This window comes from Bacteroidales bacterium (assembly GCA_021157585.1).
In the GTDB taxonomy this organism is placed as follows: Bacteria; Bacteroidota; Bacteroidia; order Bacteroidales; family UBA12170; genus UBA12170.
Genome location: JAGGWH010000089.1, coordinates 1 through 19,249 on the forward strand (window position 1 = coordinate 1; position 19,249 = coordinate 19,249).

The following is a 19,249-nucleotide window of genomic DNA, read 5'->3' on the forward strand; positions in this document are numbered from 1 at the left end:
ATTTTTTAATAAGCACCTCCGAAGTTAAGAATAATAATGTAATAAACCAAGACGTATGATATAAGTTAAAATTTTGTCAATCATTAATTTATATCTATATATTTATAGTTTAAATAAGCAATTAACCATGCTAAATTACTTTCTGCACCTTGGTTTAAATTAATATTGTCTTTAAACAATCCATCTGCGCAAGCTTCTGTTTGTCTGTCATATAAAGAGGTAAACAAATCGTTATTTCCTAAAAACCAAGTGAATGATTTTCTTAGTTTATCTTTATAAATATTCTTATTTGTTAATTTGTAAAGATACTGATATATTAAAGTAAATGCCATTGCATCAATAGGTTGCTGGCAAAATAATGATTTAGGCTCTCCTTTTTCTAACCATTTTTCATTTCCTATTAATGATAGATGATTGTCTTTATAACTTACAGCTTCTAAAAAAGTGAGGCTATCCATAGCTGTTTTGAAATATTCTGAAATTTTGAAATACGATGCTCCGTAAAACATAGATAAAGGTAAAATGGCATTGTCGTAAGCAATTTTATCATCATACCATTTCCAGCTGTTATCAGAATATAGTTTATATGAATCATAAAGCTTTGATAAGAGTTTTTGGAGTATTGCTTCTGTAGTTTTATCGTTTTTATGCTCTTCAAGAAAATATACTATCCCGATAATTGAGTTTGCAATTCCTCTTAAATCTTTTAAGGATGCGAAAGCAGGCAAGGCTTTTAAAAACATTCTCAAAGCAAATTCTTTTTGACTTAATAGAGGTGCATATTTAATAGTATATCCTAAAGCCCAAATTGCTCTTCCAAATGTATCTTCAGATTTGTTATTTTGAAGGTGTTGCCTCGAATAGCTTAGCATATTTATAAAAGTGCCGCTTTCTATTTGCATATAATTAAGAAAGCTCAAAAATTTTGTAATTAAAAGCTCATTATCTTTTGAATGTGAGATTAGATTTAGCTTTATTGCTAAAATCAATGCTCGAGCATTATCATCGGTGCAATATCCATGTTTAAAATCCGGAATATTGTAAGTTGAATGCTGCAATAATCCTGTTGAATCTATTAAAGAGTTAATGTGATTTAGAGAAAATTCAGGGATACTACTTAAAAAAATTTCTTCTGTATTAGACTTATTTATTGTGTTTTTGGTAAGAATATTCCGAATAATTTTATGTGTCTTAGTCCCAATTGTGGGCCACGAAAATGTTTGTCCGTACTTAAAAGCAGACTGTTGTATAGAATGTAATTTATCTGTATTAGATAATAAATCCATTAGCTCTGATTCTAAGTCGGCATAACAATTGAAATCAAATAATATACCCCGCTCATTAGCTAATAACTCAATAGCATGCCAATATGGGGTTGAAATAACTGCTGAGCCGGAACTTACTGCATAAGAAAGTGTTCCGCTTGTAATTTGAGCTTCGTTTAAGTAAGGAGTGATATAAATGTCGCAGGCTTGCAGATAGTTTTTTAACTCAGTTTCACTTACATACTTATCTAAAAAAAATATATTTTTACTTACTCCTAACTCTTTAGATAGCTTAATAAGAGATTCTCTATAAGCTTCTCCTTCGTTTTCAACAATATGAGGATGTGTTTTTCCAAGTATTATGTAGCGTACTTCAGGATAAGCTTTGCAGACTTTTGGTAAGGCCTTAATGGCTATTTCTATTCCTTTTGACTGTCCAATTAAGCCAAATGTCATTAAAATTGTGTAATCCTGCCAGCCTAAATCTTCTTTGGCTGTTTTTGTATCCGAGCTTTTAAAAACCGGAACTCCATGTGGAATAACCGATATTTTTTTATCTGAGATATGGTGATCTATAATTAATATTTCTCTAGCAAACTCACTCATTACAACTAATTGTGTAGAAAATAATACCATATTTTCTAAAATGCGTTTCTGATGAAAGTTTAGCTCTTTCAGAACAGAATGTAGGGTAATAAAAATGGGGGTTTTAATCTGTGAAAGAAAAATATTAACAAACAAACCGCTATGTCCTCCAAAAATCCCAAATTCGTGTTGGATATAGCAATAATCATAATTGCCCTCATTAATTATATTCACTATTTCAAAATAATCTTCTGTGTGATTTTGACGTATGCTTTGCTTTACAATTTTAGGATAGTCGTAACTGTCTTTATTATCATCCATTGCAAAAACATCAATTTGAATTTTTGATGAGATTGAATTCTTTTTGTCAGCCAACAATGCTTCAACAAAGTTTTGAGTAAAGGTGGCTATTCCGCATCTTCTGGGAGGGTAATTCCCAATTATAGCAATTTTCATTTTTTTGATAATTTATTTTTGTCCCTTTTAAAGTCCAGAGACACAGTGCTATCAAATATAAAGCAGCTCTTCTTACAAAGATAATTTAAGTAAGCTAAGATGTCAAAATAAAATTTAAATATTAATAAGATTAGTTATATATCTTAATTTAAGGGGAGTTTGTTTGTGTTAAAGTCTAATAAATTCTTTTAATCCGGAATAATTGATATAAAGTTCCGCTCCTTTTTAAATCCGTTTTTTGTAAGTTGGCGGTACACAAGGCGTAAACTAAATTGATGAATATCGTCAGAATTCATTTTATGTTATTTATTGATGCAAAAGTATTATTTTTGTTAAAGTGATTTTGAAAAAAGCTTAATAAGAGGCTTTATTATTTGTTAATAAAGTTTTATTTTTTAGAATGATTTTATATTGTTATTTCAATAACAATTTTATTCTGTAGCTGCTTTTTTCGACTACATTTGCATTAAGATAAATTTGATAACTATAATGAATAATGATATAAATAAAACTCGTCTTTTTGAAGAGTTCCCCTCTACTTCTACAGAAGCATGGAAAGATAAGCTGAAGAAGGATTTGAAAGGTGCTGATTATGAAAAATCTTTATTCACAAGAACACGTGAAGGTTTTCAGCTCCGCCCTTTTTATCGTAAAGAGGATTTGGATAACACGCAGTTGGCAGATATTTACCCGGGAAATTTTCCTTTTTTACGTGGGCATAAAACCGATAATTCGTGGTTAATCCGTCAAGATATTTTAGTCGATAATATTGCCAATGCAAATAAAAAAGCCCTTGAATTAACAACTAAAGGTGTACAATCTATCGGGTTTTTGTTTTCCGATCAATTTCAACCTTCGGTTAAGGATATTGAACTTTTAATGGAGAATATCCATTCGGAGGAGCTTGAAGTAAATTTTATGTGTGGTTCTGCTTCACATAAAGTTCTTGCTATTTATGAGGAGCTGGTTCATAAATACAAAAGAAACCCCGAAAAAATACAAGGCTCAGTTGATTTTGATCCTTTTATGGCTTATACGTTCAGAGGTAGGCTTTGCCAGACCGAAGAATATGCTTTCACCCATTCCAAGCAATTAATTCACGCAGTAAAATCCTTGCCTAATTTTAGGGCGCTTGCCGTTAACGGTCATAATTTGCGGAATGCTGGAGCTAATGTTGTTCAAGAACTTGCTTTTTCGATAGCGCAAGGATCTGAATATATCGATCGTCTGACGGATTTAGGTTTGTCGGTTGATAAAATTGCAACTCATATCAAATTTAATTTTGGTATAGGATCTAATTATTTTATGGAAATAGCTAAGCTTCGTGCAGCTCGATACTTATGGTCGAAAATTGTTACATCTTTTGGCTGTGAAGAGGATAGTTCGGCTCAAATGCATATTCATTCTGTTCCTAGTTCGTGGAATAAAAGCGTTTACGATTCTCAGGTAAATATTCTTCGCACAACTACCGAAGGTATGTCAGCTATATTAGGAGGAACAGATAGCTTGAGTCTTACGGCTTATAATATGATATATCAGTTACCTTCTGATTTTTCAGAGAGAATTGCCAGAAATCAACAATTAGTAATTAAGGAAGAAAGCTTTTTGGATAAAGTTGCTGATCCTGCAGCAGGGTCTTATTATATTGAAAATTTAACTAATTCTTTGGTTGAGGAGGCGTGGAAACTATTTTTGGAGATTGATAAATTAGGTGGTTTTATAGCAGCACTAAAAAAAGGTTTTATTCAGGATATTGTTGAAGCTACGGCTGAAAAAAGTACTGAGGCAATGGCCACAAGACGCGAAATAGTTCTTGGAAGTAACCAGTATCCTAATTTTGATGAAAGTATTGACAAAATGCTTAACCCTGATGTTTTTGAGCCTTTAGATATGAGAGCTCCGAATGCTGAAATTAGAACTTTAAAACAATCTAGGTTAAGCATGAATATTGAGTATATTAGACAGAAAACAGACCTCTTTTCTCAGAAAAATCAACGTCCAAAAGTGTTTATGCTTCCTCTGGGAAATAAATCTATTCGTAAAGCTCGAGCTCAATTTGCTTGTAATTATTTTGCTTGCGGCGGCTTTGAAGTAGAAGATAATAATGGGTTTGAAAATGTTGAAGAGGGAATAAATGCCGCTATTGAATCTAAGGCGGATATCATTGTTATTTGTTCAAGCGATAATGAATATCCTGCCTTTGCCGAAGCTGTTTTCGATAAATTACAATATCATGCTATCTTAGTCATTGCCGGTTATCCAAAGACTTTAATCGATGAAATTAAGAGTGTTGGGCTTAATCATTTTATTCATGCCAAATCGAATATAGTAGAAGATCTAAGAAAGTATCAGTTTGAATTGGGTGTTGAATAGCTAAATTTTTGTCAGATGAAACCAGATTTTAAAAAAATAAATATAAAGTCAGTAAAGCAAATTAAGAATGTAAATAATGCTTTACTTGATGATGTTTGGAAAACGGCAGAAGGAATTGATGTTAAATCGGTTTATACTTCCAATGATTTAAAAGAGATAGAGCATTTAGATTATGCTGCCGGAATTCCTCCGTTTTTGCGTGGACCTTATTCCGGAATGTATGTTACTCGTCCTTGGACAATTCGTCAATATGCAGGATTTTCAACGGCTGAAGAATCCAACGCTTTTTACCGTCGAAATTTAGCTGCAGGTCAAAAGGGTTTGTCTATTGCTTTCGATTTAGCAACGCACAGAGGCTACGATTCCAATCACGATCGTGTTGAAGGTGATGTTGGAAAAGCCGGAGTGGCAGTAGATTCTATACTTGATATGGAAATACTTTTTGATCAAATTCCTTTAGATAAAATGTCAGTTTCTATGACAATGAATGGTGCTGTTTTACCCATTTTGGCATTTTATATTGTTGCAGGATTAGAGCAAGGTGTTAAACTTGAAGAGTTGACAGGAACAATTCAAAATGATATTTTGAAGGAGTTTATGGTGCGTAATACATACATTTATCCTCCGCTTCCAAGTATGAAAATTATAGCAGATATTTTTGAGTATTCATCTAAATATATGCCCAAATTTAACTCTATTTCTATTTCGGGTTATCATATGCAAGAAGCGGGTGCTACCGCAGATATTGAATTGGCTTATACACTTGCCGATGGACTGGAATATTTGAGAGCAGGTATAAATACCGGAATGGACATTGACTCTTTTGCACCTCGCTTATCGTTTTTCTGGGGTGTTGGAATGAATCATTTTATGGAAATTGCCAAAATGCGTGCAGGACGTATGCTTTGGGCTAAAATTGTTAAACGTTTTAATCCTAAGAATCCAAAATCAATGGCTTTGCGTACTCACTCTCAAACATCGGGTTGGAGTTTAACAGAGCAAGACCCTTATAATAATATAAGCCGAACTGCTATTGAAGCTTTAGCTGCGGTATTAGGACATACGCAATCATTGCATACCAATGCTTTGGACGAAGCTATTGCGCTCCCAACAGATTCTTCGGCACGAATTGCCCGAAATACACAAATCTATCTTCAAGAAGAAACGCATATTACAGAAACTGTCGATCCTTGGGCAGGTTCGTATTATGTTGAGAGTTTAACAAAAGAAATTGCAGAAAAAGCTTGGGCTTTAATTGAAGAGGTTGAAGAACTTGGCGGAATGGCTAAAGCTATAGAAACGGGTATTCCTAAAATGCGTATTGAAGAAGCATCTGCCAGAAAGCAAGCTAGAATAGATTCAAATAAAGATACTATTGTTGGTGTTAATAAATATCGACTCGAAAAAGAAGATTCGCTGGAGACTCTTGAAGTGGATAATACTGCTGTTCGCGATGCGCAAATAAAAAGATTAGCTAAATTGCGAGCTGAAAGAGATGCAGACGCGGTTGAGAAATCTTTAGAAGCATTAACTAAAGCTGCCAAAACAGGTAAAGGAAATTTATTGGAACTGGCTGTTGATGCAGCAAAAAAACGAGCTAGTTTAGGCGAAATTTCCTTTGCGCTTGAAAAAGAATTTGGTCGATATAATGCAACTATACGTTCTGTTTCCGGAGTGTATTCAAGTGAAAATAAAGACAATAAAATGTATGCAGAAGCAGTTACTTTAGCTAATAAATTTGCGGAGAAAGAAGGTCGTAGACCTCGCATTATGATTGCAAAAATGGGTCAGGATGGTCACGATAGAGGAGCAAAAGTTGTGGCTACCGGTTATGCCGATATTGGATTTGATGTGGATATTGGTCCGCTTTTTCAAACTCCTGCCGAAGCTGCACGCCAAGCTATTGAAAACGATGTGCATATTTTGGGAGTTTCCAGCCTGGCTGCCGGACATAAAACTTTAGTTCCTAAAGTGATAGAAGAGCTTAAGAAACAAGGACGAGAAGATATTATGGTAATTGTTGGAGGCGTTATTCCATCACAAGATTATCAGTTTCTTTACGATGCCGGTGCTGTAGCAATATTTGGTCCGGGGACTGTTGTTTCTGATGCTGCAATTAAGCTGTTAAAGCTTTTATTAGGCGAAGAATAAGTAATTTTATTTAGAAGTTATTAATGTTAAGCCGTTGAAAAACGGCTTTTTTTTATGTTCAAAAGGCTTAAAATCGCATTATATTTAGGGTATATCAAATTCGTTCTTAATCTTCTAAAATCCTCCTTATGGCTAAAGTGAAAAAAATATTTGTGCTCGATACTTCTGTTATTCTCTACAATCATAGTTCTATTCATAGTTTTGACGATAACGATGTAGCAATTCCTATTACTGTTTTGGAAGAGCTTGATAATTTTAAAAAAGGTAACGATTCTAAAAATTTTGAAGCAAGAGAGTTTATTCGTATTATGGATTCTCTTTCAGAAAAAGGAACCTTACAAAAGTGGCAGAAGTTGGATGGCCCGGAGAGAGGGAAGTTTAAAGTAGTAATTGATGCTCAGGTTGATTCAGCAAGGGATGCTGAAAAAGTATTTGGAGTTGCCAAGGCAGATCATCGTATATTAAATGTTGCGATTTCTTTACAGCAGGAATTTCCAAAACGACCTGTAATTATGGTCACCAAAGATATTAACCTTCGCATAAAAGCAAAAGCATTGGGAATTGCTGCCGAAGATTTTCAAACAGGAAAAATTAAGAATGTTGATAATCTGTATACTGGAACAGCAGTACTCGAAAATGTTTCGTCAGAAGTAATTGATAGAATGTATAATGATGGGTATTGTTTATATTCTGACTTGGAAATAGAAAAGCCTGTTCCTCATCAATATTTTATCTTAAAAAGCGGAAGGAATTCAATTTTAGCTTATTATAATCCTATTGAAGATCAGATAGAACATATTCATAAACAGCCTGTTCATCGTATAATTCCTCGTAATGCCGAGCAGGTTTTTGCGGCACACGCCTTACTGAATCCCGAAGTAAAATTGGTTACCATCTCGGGAGTGGCAGGTACAGGAAAAACGCTTTTGGCTTTAGCTGCTGCTTTAGATCAAAGAAGACAGTTTAAACAGGTTTTTTTAGCTCGCCCAATAGTTCCTTTAAGTAATAAAGATATTGGCTTTTTGCCGGGTGATGCAAATGAAAAAGTTCGTCCTTATATGGAACCTTTATTCGATAATTTAAAATTTATTAAAAGTCAGTTTGGCGATAGAGATAAGGAATTTCAAAATATTAATGCTGCTATTGAAAACGAAAAATTAGTTATTTCTCCTTTAGCTTATATTCGAGGAAGGAGTTTATCTAATATCTTTTTTATAGTAGATGAGGCTCAAAACCTCACTCCACACGAAGTTAAAACAATAATTACCAGAGCAGGTGAAGGAACTAAGATTGTTTTTACAGGCGATATTTTTCAGATAGATACTCCTTATCTCGATTCTCAATCAAATGGTTTGTCTTACTTAATTCATAAAATTCATTCTCATTCTATTTATGCACATATCCGATTAGAGAAAGGGGAGAGAAGTGAACTTGCTAATTTGGCAAATGATTTATTATAAATCTATGGTGCTTTTTATTTGAGGAAATCCTGTTATTTGCCTTTCTGATGCACTTGTTTTTTAATCTCTAATTTTTTCTTTTTAAGCAATGGTTATAAATGCTTTTATATCTTTGCATCTATGGAAGAAATGATTTTAATCCTCGATTTCGGCTCGCAATATACGCAGCTTATTGCTCGTAGAGTTAGGGAGTTGAATGTATATTGTGAAATTCATCCTTACAATAAAATTCCCCAAATTGATAAACATATTAAAGGTGTAATATTGTCGGGTAGTCCATATAGCGTACGCGATAAAGAGGCTCCAAAACCTGCCTTGGATAGTATTAGAAAACGGTTTCCTCTTTTAGGTGTTTGTTATGGAGCACAATATTTGGCTCAGCACGATGGCGGCGAAGTATTACCTTCTGAAATTCGTGAATATGGTAGGGCAAATCTTTCTTTTACCAAAAATGAAGACAGACTTTTAAAGGGAGTTAAATTGGGAAGTCAGGTTTGGATGTCTCATGGTGATACCATCCTTAAAACACCGGAAAGTTTTGAAATTATTGCTAGTACAAAAGATGTTGCTGTCGGAGGATTTAAGATAAAAGGTGAAGAAACTTATGGTATCCAATTTCATCCGGAAGTGTATCATTCTACTGAAGGGACTAAGCTTTTAAAGAACTTTTTGGTTGAAATATGTGGTGTTTCTCAAATGTGGACTCCAAATTCTTTTGTTGATGAAACGGTTGCTGAACTTAAAGCACAATTGGGAAATGATAAAGTTATCCTTGGTTTATCCGGAGGCGTTGATTCTTCTGTTGCTGCTATGCTTTTACATCAGGCCATAGGCCGAAATTTACATTGTATTTTTGTAGATAATGGTCTATTGCGTAAAAACGAATTTCATGATGTTTTGGATTCTTATGCTGATATGGGTTTGAATGTTAAAGGTGTTAATGCTTCAGAAAAATTTTATGCTGCTCTAGCAGGGATTACTGATCCTGAAGCAAAGCGTAAAGCCATTGGCAAAACCTTTGTCGATGTGTTTGATGAAGAATCAAAAAAAATTGATAACGCTCTTTGGTTAGCACAAGGAACTATTTATCCCGATATTATTGAATCGGTATCGGTAAAAGGACCTTCGGCTACTATTAAGTCGCATCATAATGTTGGTGGCTTGCCCGATTATATGAAACTTAAAGTTGTGGAACCATTAAAATCTTTGTTTAAAGATGAGGTTAGGAGAGTGGGGAAGGCTCTTAATATGAAAAAGGAATTATTGGGTCGTCATCCATTTCCGGGCCCCGGTTTAGGTATTCGTATTTTAGGTGATGTTACTGCCGAAAAAGTTCATATTCTGCAAGAAGTTGATAATATCTTTATTCAGGGTTTAAAAGATCATGATTTATATGATAAAGTATGGCAAGCTGGGGCTATGCTAACTCCTATTCAGTCGGTTGGTGTTATGGGTGATGAGCGTACTTATGAGAACGTTGTTGCACTCAGAGCTGTTGGTTCTACCGATGGTATGACTGCTGATTGGTCGCATTTGCCATATGAATTTTTAGCTGAAATTTCCAATGCTATTATTAACCGTGTAAAGGGTGTTAACCGCGTTGTTTACGATATTAGCTCTAAACCACCGGCAACTATTGAATGGGAATAATTCAGTCAATTTTTAAATAGTGTTTTAGCTTTAGCAGGAATTGTTTCTCTTCTTCGTTAACACCTTTATGAGAAAAGGCGACTTTTGTCGCTAACTGATAGCAAATAAGATTGATGTCTAAATTAAATCTGCTCTTATTATTTTCGTGAAACTTAATGAAGTAATTATATGCTTGTTCTTCAGTAATTTGATTTTTGTATAAACGTTTGAACTCATCTATTGCTAAATGATTGTTTAGAGATTGGAACTCTTTAGGGATTTCAGGGAATATTTTTGGAATATCGGAGTTTATAATGTCCAATATCTCTTGTACTTCTAACAAATGAACCTCTTTATCGCTTTTTGAAACACTATACAATAGGTGAATCAGTGCCGAGAAGAACTCTTGATAATTCATATTTATTTTTTTATGCAATTTATGAATTAAACTAATCGCATTTTAATTGTGTTAAAAATTGTCTTATATAAGCTGGTCTTTGAAATAATTACCTAGCGTTTAAATAATAAAAGTTAGCGTTCGTACATTTTTCTCGGACACTTGTTCATTTGTATTAAATTTTTAGCATTCAAGAGTTAAATTGTGAGATATTTATATTGAAGTTGTTTGAAGCTAGAATGAAAATCTACGAGTAACATCTTGATTTCATTGAACTTCAGCTAATTTTTATTCTGTAGTTTTGACTATGTAAGAAAAATAGAACTTCGCCACTAAAACTAATATGACCCTCTCTAAATCCCCCTTTAACATTAGGTAGCTTCATTATGCAATCCTTTAAAAATCAGATAAAAACATTTTTTAATTTTAATAAGCGACAAGAACGTGGTGCGTTTGTTTTAATTGTTCTTATTATCATTGCTTTTGTTATTGATTTGTTTTTGCCTGTTCTTTTTCAAGAAGAGGTTTACGATTATTCCTCAACACTCAAAGAAATTGAAGAATGGAAAGCAAGTGCAATTGAAATTGTTGATGAAAAACCGTCTCCGCATAAAACAACGAGAATTAAGGAGAGCCCAGTTAAGAAAATAAAGTTAAATCCAATTCCTTTTAATCCCAATAATCTGCCTGAAGAAAAGTGGTTGGAAATGGGAATGCCCGACAAAGTGGTTAAGACAATTTTGAAATATGAAGCCAAAGGAGGAAGCTTTAAAAAAAAGGAGGATCTCCAGAAAATTTATGGACTTACTCCTAAAATATATCTACAGTTGAAAGATTATATACTTATTCCGAGTCCGGAATTTCCTAAAGAAAAACATAGGGATTCAATATTCTCAAAAAGTGATAAAATAAAAACATTTATTCGTTTAGATATTAATCGTGCCGATTCTGTTGCGTTTTTAGAAGTGCCGGGTATAGGTCCTTTTTATGCCGGTCAGATTGTAAAGTATAGAAATAGATTAGGGGGTTATGTCTCTATAAAACAATTGACGGAGCTTTATAAAATTGATAGTATTCGTTTAAATACTTGGCTCCCTTATTTAACATTTAAAGATACTTTAATAATTCCAATTGATATAAATACAGCCGATTTTAAAACGGTTTTAAAGCATCCTTATATTGATTATGAAACGACAAAGAAGATATTTAATCTCAGAAATAAATTGGGTCGTTATGCCGGAATATATCAGCTTAAAAAAGATTCTATTTTATCTGACAGCTTGTTTCAAAAGTTAAAGCCCTATTTAAAAGTTAATTAAAAATGTGGAGTATCCCTATTTCTGATTCTCAGAATAGTATATTGCATTTCTATGCATATCGATAGGGAAGTTATAAATTTTCTACTTACAGTTTCTTTTTGGTAATAATAATATTGCTTTTGAAAGAGGCTGTCCGTTTCGTTTGTATTTTTTAATAATTTTGTGAAAAATTCAAAATCATGATTAAATCATTTGCCAGTGATAATTGGGCAGGAGCCTGCCCCGAAGTAATGCAAGCCATTATTAATGCTAATCAAGGACACTCACCAGCCTATGGTGATGATCCACATACCGCAGAAGCAAAAGCAGAATTTAAAAAAGTTTTTGGTGAGCAAAGCGAAACATTTTTTGTGTATAACGGAACGGCGGCTAATATTATCTCTTTGGCAAGTAACAGTCAATCTTTTAATTCTATAATTTGTTCTGAGCATGCACATATAAATGTGGATGAATGTGGTGCAGCCGAGAAATTTGCAGGAATAAAATTGCTTGATTTACCTAATGTTGACGGTAAATTAACTCCCGAGATAATTTTACCGCATGTTAAAGCCGAACGTTACCCGCATCAGTCGGTTCCCGGAATTATCTCAATAACACAAGCAACCGAATTAGGAACACTTTATTCGGTTCATGAAATAAAAGCTTTGGCTGATTTATCACATAAATACAATCTTCTTTTGCATATTGATGGTGCCAGAATTACAAATGCAGCCGTTGCTTTAAATTGTACTATGAAAGAAATGATTACCGATACGGGTGTAGATATTCTCTCTTTTGGAGGAACAAAAAATGGTTTGATGTTTGGTGAGGCAGTAGTTTTTCTTAAACCTGAGCTCACTAGATATTTTGAATTATTCCGTAAACAAGGTATGCAGCTTGCTTCAAAAATGCGTTTTATTTCGGCTCAATTTACAGCTCTTTTAAGAAATGATGTCTGGAAAAAAAATGCCGCTAATGCAAATGCTATGGCGCAATATTTAGGCTTAAAATTGGCTGCGATTCCCGAAATAAAAATTAGTCAGAAAATTGAAACGAATGGTATTTGGGCAGTTATTCCAAAAGCTTTCGCAACGAAAATGCAAGAAGCTCAATTTTTCTATCCTTGGGATGAATCTAAGGACGAATACCGGATAATGACAGCTTTTGACACCACAAAAGAAGAGATTGATATTTTTATTAAATCTATATTATCTTAAGCCATCGACTTGAAATAATCCTTTAATACTTTAGCATTTAGCTCATTAGGGGTGAAAATTTCTAATAGTTTTGCTTTTTTGCCTTGATTAAAAAAGGATATTAAAGCGGTTTTTAAACTTTCTAACGAATCGGCACTTAAATATTCAATATTTGCTTCTTTGGCTAAAGATTTAGCCTTTCGATGATGTTTTGTTTCAAAAAACATCTCTAACTCCGGAAGCTTACTCGGTCCTTCAATAAAACGGAAAATTCCACCTCCATTATTATTTATAACAATAATTCGTAATTGTGGAGAAACGTATTTATTCCAAAGCGCATTGCTATCATAAAAGAAACTCAAATCGCCACTGATTATAGTTGTTATTTTATTGCTCATCCAAGCAGATCCGACAGCAGTAGATATACTTCCGTCTATCCCGCTGGTTCCTCTATTAGAATTAATATGTAATCTATGGTTTATATCAAATAATTGAGAATACCTTACCGCTGTACTATTGGCAAAATGAACAGTAGTTTCAGAAGGTAAATGTTTTAAGAGCTGATTGAAAACGGTAAAATCAGAATAGGGAGCTGTTTGAAGAAACTCTTTATGTTTTTGTTTCGACTTCTCTTTTTGTCTAAGCCAATTTGATTTGTAATCTGAAGAAATATCCCGACTCAATGTGCTTATCTTTTCAAAGAAATCTTTGGGAAGTATTGGTATTACCCGATTTAAATGAAAATAAGTGTCTAAATTTTCGTTTGTCTCATCAATATGCCAATGTTGGTACGGCTTCTCTGTTCGTAGGAATGCTTTTATCCTTTTTGAAACAATATTGCTGTTTATCGTAATCAATAAGTCAGGAAGAAAGTTCTCAAGTTTTTCGGGAGTGATAGTTGCCAGTGTTTTATCTATACAATTGATAAAATTTGGCGAGTAAATATTAGATGTAGTTTCACTTAAAACGATTACAGACGAATCTTTACTTATTTCGCTTAAAATAGTTTCAAACTCTTTATTTGGTTTTTGCTGACCAACAATTATCATTTTTTTTGAGCTTGAATTCCAGATATTTGCTAACTCTTTAAATTTACTATCCAAAATATTAACCTTTTTATCGGCTTTTTCTAAAGCAATTATTTGTGGGTTTTCTTTGGCTTTTTGTCCGTATATCGGCTCTGCAAAAGGAATGTTGATATGTGCCGGTCCTTTAGCGGGATATTGGGTAGCTGCTATAGCTTCCAAAGCAAGTGTTTGATAATTTGCTAATTCACTTTCAGTTTTAGGATTCTCCAAAAGCTGAACACTTTTTTTTATATAATTTGCATAAATATTTTGCTGACGAATAGTTTGTCCATCACCTCTGTCAATCAGGTTCTCAGGTCTATCCGACGAAATAACGAGGAGTGGTATTTTTTGATAATAGGCTTCGGCAAGAGCCGGAGCATAATTTAATAAGGCACTCCCCGAAGTACAACTTAAAACAACTGTTTCTCCGGTTTTTTGTGCAATTCCCAAGGCGAAAAAAGCTGCACTACGCTCATCAACAATGCTATAACAATTAAATTCTTTATAGCGAGGAAAAGTGATAATTAAAGGGGCGTTTCTACTCCCGGGTGAAAAAACTATGTGTTTAACATTATTGGCAATGAGTAGTAAGCTGAGGTGTTCGAGTCCTTTTTTATCCGAAATCATTCCGCAAAGTTCGTGTTTTTTTCCATTTGTTGGTGCTGTTTGTTTTAATTTTGCATGTCTTTGAAAAAAGAAAGGCGTATTTTAAGTAAAAGACGAATAAACCTTTTTTTAAAAGGTTTTCTAAAAAAGATTTTCGACCTTTGTAGACAGAAAATAAAAAGGCTATGCCCAAAAAAGACATCCTATTTTTTTTAGCATTATTATTGTTTTTCCTGCCTTTTTTTGTCTCTAATGATATTTATCGTTTTTATATTGAGTTTAATAGCGAACATGGAATGATAATGGCTTTTGTGAAATTTGCCATATTAGCGACTTTGGGAGAAGTTATTGGTTTGCGAATTAGAAAAAGAGTGTATTATGAAAATGGTTTTGGGGTTTTGCCCCGAGCATTAGTATGGGGTTTTTTAGGACTTACAATTAAAATGGCTTTTGTGATTTTTGCTGTAGGAACACCAGCATTTCTTGCTTATTTGGGTATTGATAAGGCTCCGCAGATTATGCAAGAGAATATTAGTTGGGCAAAAGTAGGAGTGGCTTTTTCTATCAGTCTGACAATGAATTTAATATTTGCTCCCATTATGATGACGATGCATAAAATTACCGATACGCACATTATTCAAAATAATGGTAGTTTGATAGGTTTTCTAAAACCAATAAAATTACGATATATATTCGTTAATTTGAATTGGGATTTGATGTGGAATTTCGTGTTCAAAAAAACAATTCCGTTTTTTTGGATACCGGCACATACAATTACCTTTTTGTTGCCAACAGATTTTCAAGTTTTGTTTGCTGCAATTTTAGGAATAGCATTAGGCGTAATTTTAGCTGTTGCCGAATTATTTAATGAAAAAAATACTTAGAAATAAAAATATTTTATAGCTATGATAAATACACCAATTGACTCAAATATTGTAAGTAAAAAAATTACTGATAGCGGTATAAAAGAAGTTGGAAAAGCTTCGATACGCGAAATTAAGAAGCTTGTTGATGAGATCGAATCTGCCACAGGCGAAAAGTTTGTTCGTATGGAAATGGGAGTTCCTGGGTTACCTCCAAATAAGTATGGAGTAGAAGCGCAAATAGATGCGCTAAGAAATGGGGTGGCTGCTATTTATCCTGATATTCAAGGTATTCCGCAATTAAAGACGGAAATAGCTCTTTTTGTAAAGAACTTTTTAGATATAAATGTAAAGCCTGAAGGATGCTTGCCAACCGTTGGCTCTATGCAGGGTAGCTTTGCTTCCTTTTTAGCTCTGTCGCGTATATACAAAGAACGGAATACAACTTTATTTATCGATCCGGGTTTTCCCGTTCATAAAATGCAACATAAAGTTCTTAATCTGAATTTTGAAACTTTCGATGTATATAATTATCGAGGCGATGCATTACGAGAAAAGCTGGAAAGTTATTTTTCACAGGGGCATATTCATTCCGTAATTTATTCCAATCCAAATAACCCGTCGTGGATATGTTTTACAGAAAAAGAATTGAAAATAATAGGCGATTTAGCTAATAAATACGATATAGTTGTGATGGAAGATCTGGCCTATTTTGCAATGGATTTCCGCAAGGATTATTCGCAAGTCGGACAAGCCCCGTATCAGCCTAGTGTTGCCAAATATACCGATAATTATATTCTATTTATTTCTTCATCTAAAGCATTTAGTTATGCCGGAGAGCGAATAGGAATGATGGTAATTAGTGATGTTTTGTTTGAGCGAAAATTTGAGAATCTAAAGAATTATTATGTCAATGATTTATTTGGCTATTCTATGGTTTTCGGAACAATTTACCCCTTAAGTTCGGGTACTTCTCACTCTGCACAATATGGTTTGATGGGTGTTTTGAAAGCGGCTAACGAAGGCAAATTTAATTTTGTGGAAGAGGTAAAAATATACGGTAAAAAAGCTAATGTAATGAAGCGTTTATTTACCGATAATGGTTTTAATATTGTTTATGATAAGGATGAGGATAATCCCATTGCCGATGGTTTTTATTTTACTTTTTCCTATCCCGGAATGGATGGTGCAGAATTATTGAATAAGCTCGTTTATTATGGTATTAGTGCCATTTCTTTAGCTATTACCGGAAGTGAAAGATATGAAGGAATCAGGGCTTGTACTTCATTGATTAAAGAAAGTCAGTTTGGCGATTTGGAATATCGATTGAAAGCTTTTAATAAGGATCATAAATAATATTTTACTTCCTTTTAATAGCAATTTTTAATCGTTCTAAACAGAAGTTAATAAATTAAAAATCAATATAATACAACTTATTAATAGTAAATAATTACGATATGCAAAAGTGTGCTTATCCGAATTCATCTGAAAACAAATTATTTGCTGTTTTTGTTTAGTAGTTTTGCATAAAATCGAGTTTTAAATTTAAAATAATATACAATGGCGACAATTGAGGAAATGAAAGCTGCTCATAAACTTTTGAACAGTTGGAATTACACTTGGAAAGCTTTAGATAAAGGCTATACCGATAAAATATTATATGTTAATGTGGGCACAACCGAAATTAAAGAAAAGGCGGTTCCTGCCGAGATGAAAAAGAAATTTATAGGTGGAAAAGGATATGGTTTACGTCTTCTTTGGGATGCCACAAAACCTACAACTAAGTGGGACGATCCTGAAAACGAAATTAATATTTCTTCTGGTCCAATAGGTGGTATCACCCAATATTCCGGTTCGGGGAAATCTTTGGTTGTTTCTTTATCTCCACAAACCGATATTCCTATAGATAGTAATGTAGGTGGATTTTTTGGTCCGTTTTTAAAATTCTCGGGTTTTGATGCCATTGAAATTCAGGGTAAAGCAGAAGAAGATGTTATTGTTTTTATTGATGGGGTAAATCATAAGGTAGAAATCTATCAAGCTCCTGTTGAACCACTGGATAGTCATATCCTTGCGGAGCGATTGACAGAAATGTATGCCGATGATGATCGCGATAAGCGAAATATTGGTATTATCTCTACAGGTGAAGCTGCCGAAAACTCTTTAATTGGAATGTTAAATTTCAGTTTCTACGATCCAAAGCGTAAAGAAGTGCGTCTAAAACAAGCTGGTCGTGGAGGAATTGGCACTGTATTCCGTAACAAAAAAATTAAAGCTGTAGTTGTTAAAATTACCGGTGTAAAAGGCGATTTAAATAATGTAGTTGATTTAGATGCTATTAAAGAACGTGGTAAACGTTTCAATCGCGAAATGCGCGAATTGGATGACAGTCAGGCTGAAATGCGCTCTAAAGGAACGGCTCACCTAACTAATATTATGAATGATTATGACCTTCTCCCAACACATAATTTTAAATTTGGGAAGTCTGATCAAGCAGATAAAATACATTCAGATGTATATAAATCTTTCTTTACACAAGGTGTTCCCGATGGTTGTTGGATAGGATGTAATATGGCTTGTGCTAAAGGTGTCGATAATTATTTATTGCGCACGGGTCCTTATGCCGGAAGTCGTGTTTTAGTTGAAGGTCCTGAATACGAAACAGCTTCTTCACTGGGTTCAATTATGGGTATTTTTAATCCCGATTTCACTATCGAATCTAACTTTTATTGCGATACTTATGGTATTTGTACTATCAGTTGGGGAACCATTATGGGATTCTTAATGGAATGTTATGAAGAGGGTATTTTGAACGAAGAACGTACAGGAGGCTTAAAACTCAACTTTGGAAATGCTGATGCCGCAATGGATTTATTGCATTTAGTCGCTAAAGGAGAAGGATTTGGAAAAATTGCCGGTCAAGGTGTTCGTAAATTAAAAGCGATGTTCATTGAAAAAGGATGGGGCGATGCTCAATTTATCAATGATATTGGAATGGAAAACAAAGGTTTAGAATATTCTCAATATGTTTCTAAAGAGTCATTGGCACAGCAAGGTGGATACGCTATGACTAACAAAGGTCCTCAGCACGATGAAGCTTGGTTGATTTTTATGGATATGGTAAACAACCAAATTCCAACATTTGAAGATAAAGCTGAAGCCTTACATTATTTCCCAATGTTCCGTACTTGGTTTGGTTTACAGGGTTTATGTAAATTACCTTGGAATGATGTTGAACCAGAATCTAATGGCGAAACTGACGAGCCTGCAAAAGTGCCAGAGCACGTAGATAATTATGTTACTATTTATCGCTCGGTAACAGGTGATATGACTTTCGATAAATACGAAATGATTCGTCAGTCGGAGCGCGTTTATAACTTCCAACGTATTTTTAATATTCGTAGGGGCTATGGATTACGTAAAAATGATGCTCAACCTTATCGTGCTGCCGGTCCTGTTACTGAGGAAGAATATTTATCGCGCGAAGAACGTTATGATGGCCAAATGAAAGATATTTTAGGTATCGATCCTGCCGGTAAATCTCTCAAAGAGAAAATGGCTATCACTCGTGAATATCGTCTCGATCAATATGAGAAATTACTCGATGCCGTATATCAACGTCGTGGTTGGACAAAAAACGGAGTTCCTACTATTGAACATTTAAAGAATATTGGAATGGATCTTCCGGAACTGATTGATGTTGTGAAAGATCTTCAGGATTAATATATCTTGTAGGTCTCTGATATTACCACGAAGGCACTAAGACACAAAGGGAAATTACATATTACTTTGTGCCTTTGTGTCTCTGTGGTGAAATAAAATCTAAACGTTGCATTGAGAATATCACTTATTGTAGCGTTTTTTTTATAAATCCAAGATAGTTTTTTAATTTCGTATTGA

12 protein-coding genes are annotated in these 19,249 nt (G+C 33.9%); 9 read left to right on the top strand and 3 right to left on the bottom strand.

Going from position 1 to position 19,249, the window contains the following annotated elements:
- Nucleotides 1-83: 83 nt before the first annotated feature.
- Entirely contained in the window at nucleotides 84-2,306 is a 2,223-nt protein-coding gene (locus tag J7K39_06025) for a glycosyltransferase family 4 protein (protein ID MCD6179444.1), read from the bottom strand.
- A gap of 489 nt (nucleotides 2,307-2,795) precedes the next feature.
- Here J7K39_06025 and J7K39_06030 point away from each other — a divergent pair, with 489 nt between their 5' ends.
- The 4 genes from J7K39_06030 to guaA all read left to right on the top strand — a co-directional run bounded on the left by J7K39_06030 (nucleotide 2,796) and on the right by guaA (nucleotide 9,940).
- On the top strand, nucleotides 2,796-4,679 hold the full coding sequence (locus J7K39_06030) for an acyl-CoA mutase large subunit family protein (protein ID MCD6179445.1): 1,884 nt from the start codon (nucleotides 2,796-2,798) through the stop codon (nucleotides 4,677-4,679).
- A gap of 15 nt (nucleotides 4,680-4,694) precedes the next feature.
- Complete coding sequence (gene scpA / locus J7K39_06035) at nucleotides 4,695-6,830, top strand: methylmalonyl-CoA mutase (GenBank protein ID MCD6179446.1); 2,136 nt, start codon at nucleotides 4,695-4,697, stop codon at nucleotides 6,828-6,830.
- A 128-nt stretch (nucleotides 6,831-6,958) separates the two neighbouring features.
- Entirely contained in the window at nucleotides 6,959-8,290 is a 1,332-nt protein-coding gene (locus tag J7K39_06040; protein MCD6179447.1) for a PhoH family protein, read from the top strand.
- Between the two features lie 120 nt (nucleotides 8,291-8,410).
- Entirely contained in the window at nucleotides 8,411-9,940 is a 1,530-nt protein-coding gene (guaA, locus tag J7K39_06045; protein MCD6179448.1) for a glutamine-hydrolyzing GMP synthase, read from the top strand.
- 1 nt (nucleotide 9,941) lies between these two features.
- On the opposite strand, the gene J7K39_06050 is transcribed toward guaA, so the two are convergent.
- A complete protein-coding gene (locus tag J7K39_06050) occupies nucleotides 9,942-10,337 on the bottom strand; it encodes a hypothetical protein (GenBank protein MCD6179449.1) in 396 nt (131 codons plus the stop codon).
- A 365-nt stretch (nucleotides 10,338-10,702) separates the two neighbouring features.
- On the opposite strand from J7K39_06050, the gene J7K39_06055 reads away from it, so the two are divergent.
- On the top strand, nucleotides 10,703-11,635 hold the full coding sequence (locus J7K39_06055) for a helix-hairpin-helix domain-containing protein (GenBank protein ID MCD6179450.1): 933 nt from the start codon (nucleotides 10,703-10,705) through the stop codon (nucleotides 11,633-11,635).
- 182 nt (nucleotides 11,636-11,817) lie between these two features.
- Entirely contained in the window at nucleotides 11,818-12,831 is a 1,014-nt protein-coding gene (locus tag J7K39_06060) for an aminotransferase class V-fold PLP-dependent enzyme (protein ID MCD6179451.1), read from the top strand.
- Here the strand turns inward: J7K39_06060 and menD are convergent.
- Nucleotides 12,828-14,507: a 2-succinyl-5-enolpyruvyl-6-hydroxy-3-cyclohexene-1-carboxylic-acid synthase gene (gene menD / locus J7K39_06065; GenBank protein ID MCD6179452.1), complete on the bottom strand. Its 1,680-nt coding sequence runs from the start codon at nucleotides 14,505-14,507 to the stop codon at nucleotides 12,828-12,830. The two genes, J7K39_06060 and menD, sit on opposite strands and share 4 nt — an antisense overlap.
- A 164-nt stretch (nucleotides 14,508-14,671) precedes the next feature.
- Here menD and J7K39_06070 point away from each other — a divergent pair, with 164 nt between their 5' ends.
- The 3 genes from J7K39_06070 to J7K39_06080 all read left to right on the top strand — a co-directional run bounded on the left by J7K39_06070 (nucleotide 14,672) and on the right by J7K39_06080 (nucleotide 19,072).
- Entirely contained in the window at nucleotides 14,672-15,370 is a 699-nt protein-coding gene (locus J7K39_06070) for a hypothetical protein (protein ID MCD6179453.1), read from the top strand.
- 21 nt (nucleotides 15,371-15,391) lie between these two features.
- Nucleotides 15,392-16,705 (top strand): pyridoxal phosphate-dependent aminotransferase, encoded by a 1,314-nt coding sequence (locus J7K39_06075; GenBank protein ID MCD6179454.1) that lies wholly within the window; start codon nucleotides 15,392-15,394, stop codon nucleotides 16,703-16,705.
- A gap of 204 nt (nucleotides 16,706-16,909) precedes the next feature.
- A complete protein-coding gene (locus tag J7K39_06080; GenBank protein ID MCD6179455.1) occupies nucleotides 16,910-19,072 on the top strand; it encodes a hypothetical protein in 2,163 nt (720 codons plus the stop codon).
- The last annotated feature ends 177 nt before the right edge of the window (nucleotides 19,073-19,249 follow it).

Coding starts and splice junctions, on each gene's coding strand:
- J7K39_06040 (MCD6179447.1), top strand. CDS start 6,959: ATGGCTAAAGTGAAAAAAATATTTGTGCTCGATACTTCTGTTATTCTC.
- scpA (MCD6179446.1), top strand. CDS start 4,695: ATGAAACCAGATTTTAAAAAAATAAATATAAAGTCAGTAAAGCAAATT.
- J7K39_06080 (MCD6179455.1), top strand. CDS start 16,910: ATGGCGACAATTGAGGAAATGAAAGCTGCTCATAAACTTTTGAACAGT.
- J7K39_06075 (MCD6179454.1), top strand. CDS start 15,392: ATGATAAATACACCAATTGACTCAAATATTGTAAGTAAAAAAATTACT.
- J7K39_06050 (MCD6179449.1), bottom strand. CDS start 10,337: ATGAATTATCAAGAGTTCTTCTCGGCACTGATTCACCTATTGTATAGT.
- guaA (MCD6179448.1), top strand. CDS start 8,411: ATGGAAGAAATGATTTTAATCCTCGATTTCGGCTCGCAATATACGCAG.
- J7K39_06030 (MCD6179445.1), top strand. CDS start 2,796: ATGAATAATGATATAAATAAAACTCGTCTTTTTGAAGAGTTCCCCTCT.
- J7K39_06070 (MCD6179453.1), top strand. CDS start 14,672: ATGCCCAAAAAAGACATCCTATTTTTTTTAGCATTATTATTGTTTTTC.
- J7K39_06025 (MCD6179444.1), bottom strand. CDS start 2,306: ATGAAAATTGCTATAATTGGGAATTACCCTCCCAGAAGATGCGGAATA.
- J7K39_06055 (MCD6179450.1), top strand. CDS start 10,703: ATGCAATCCTTTAAAAATCAGATAAAAACATTTTTTAATTTTAATAAG.
- menD (MCD6179452.1), bottom strand. CDS start 14,507: ATGATTTCGGATAAAAAAGGACTCGAACACCTCAGCTTACTACTCATT.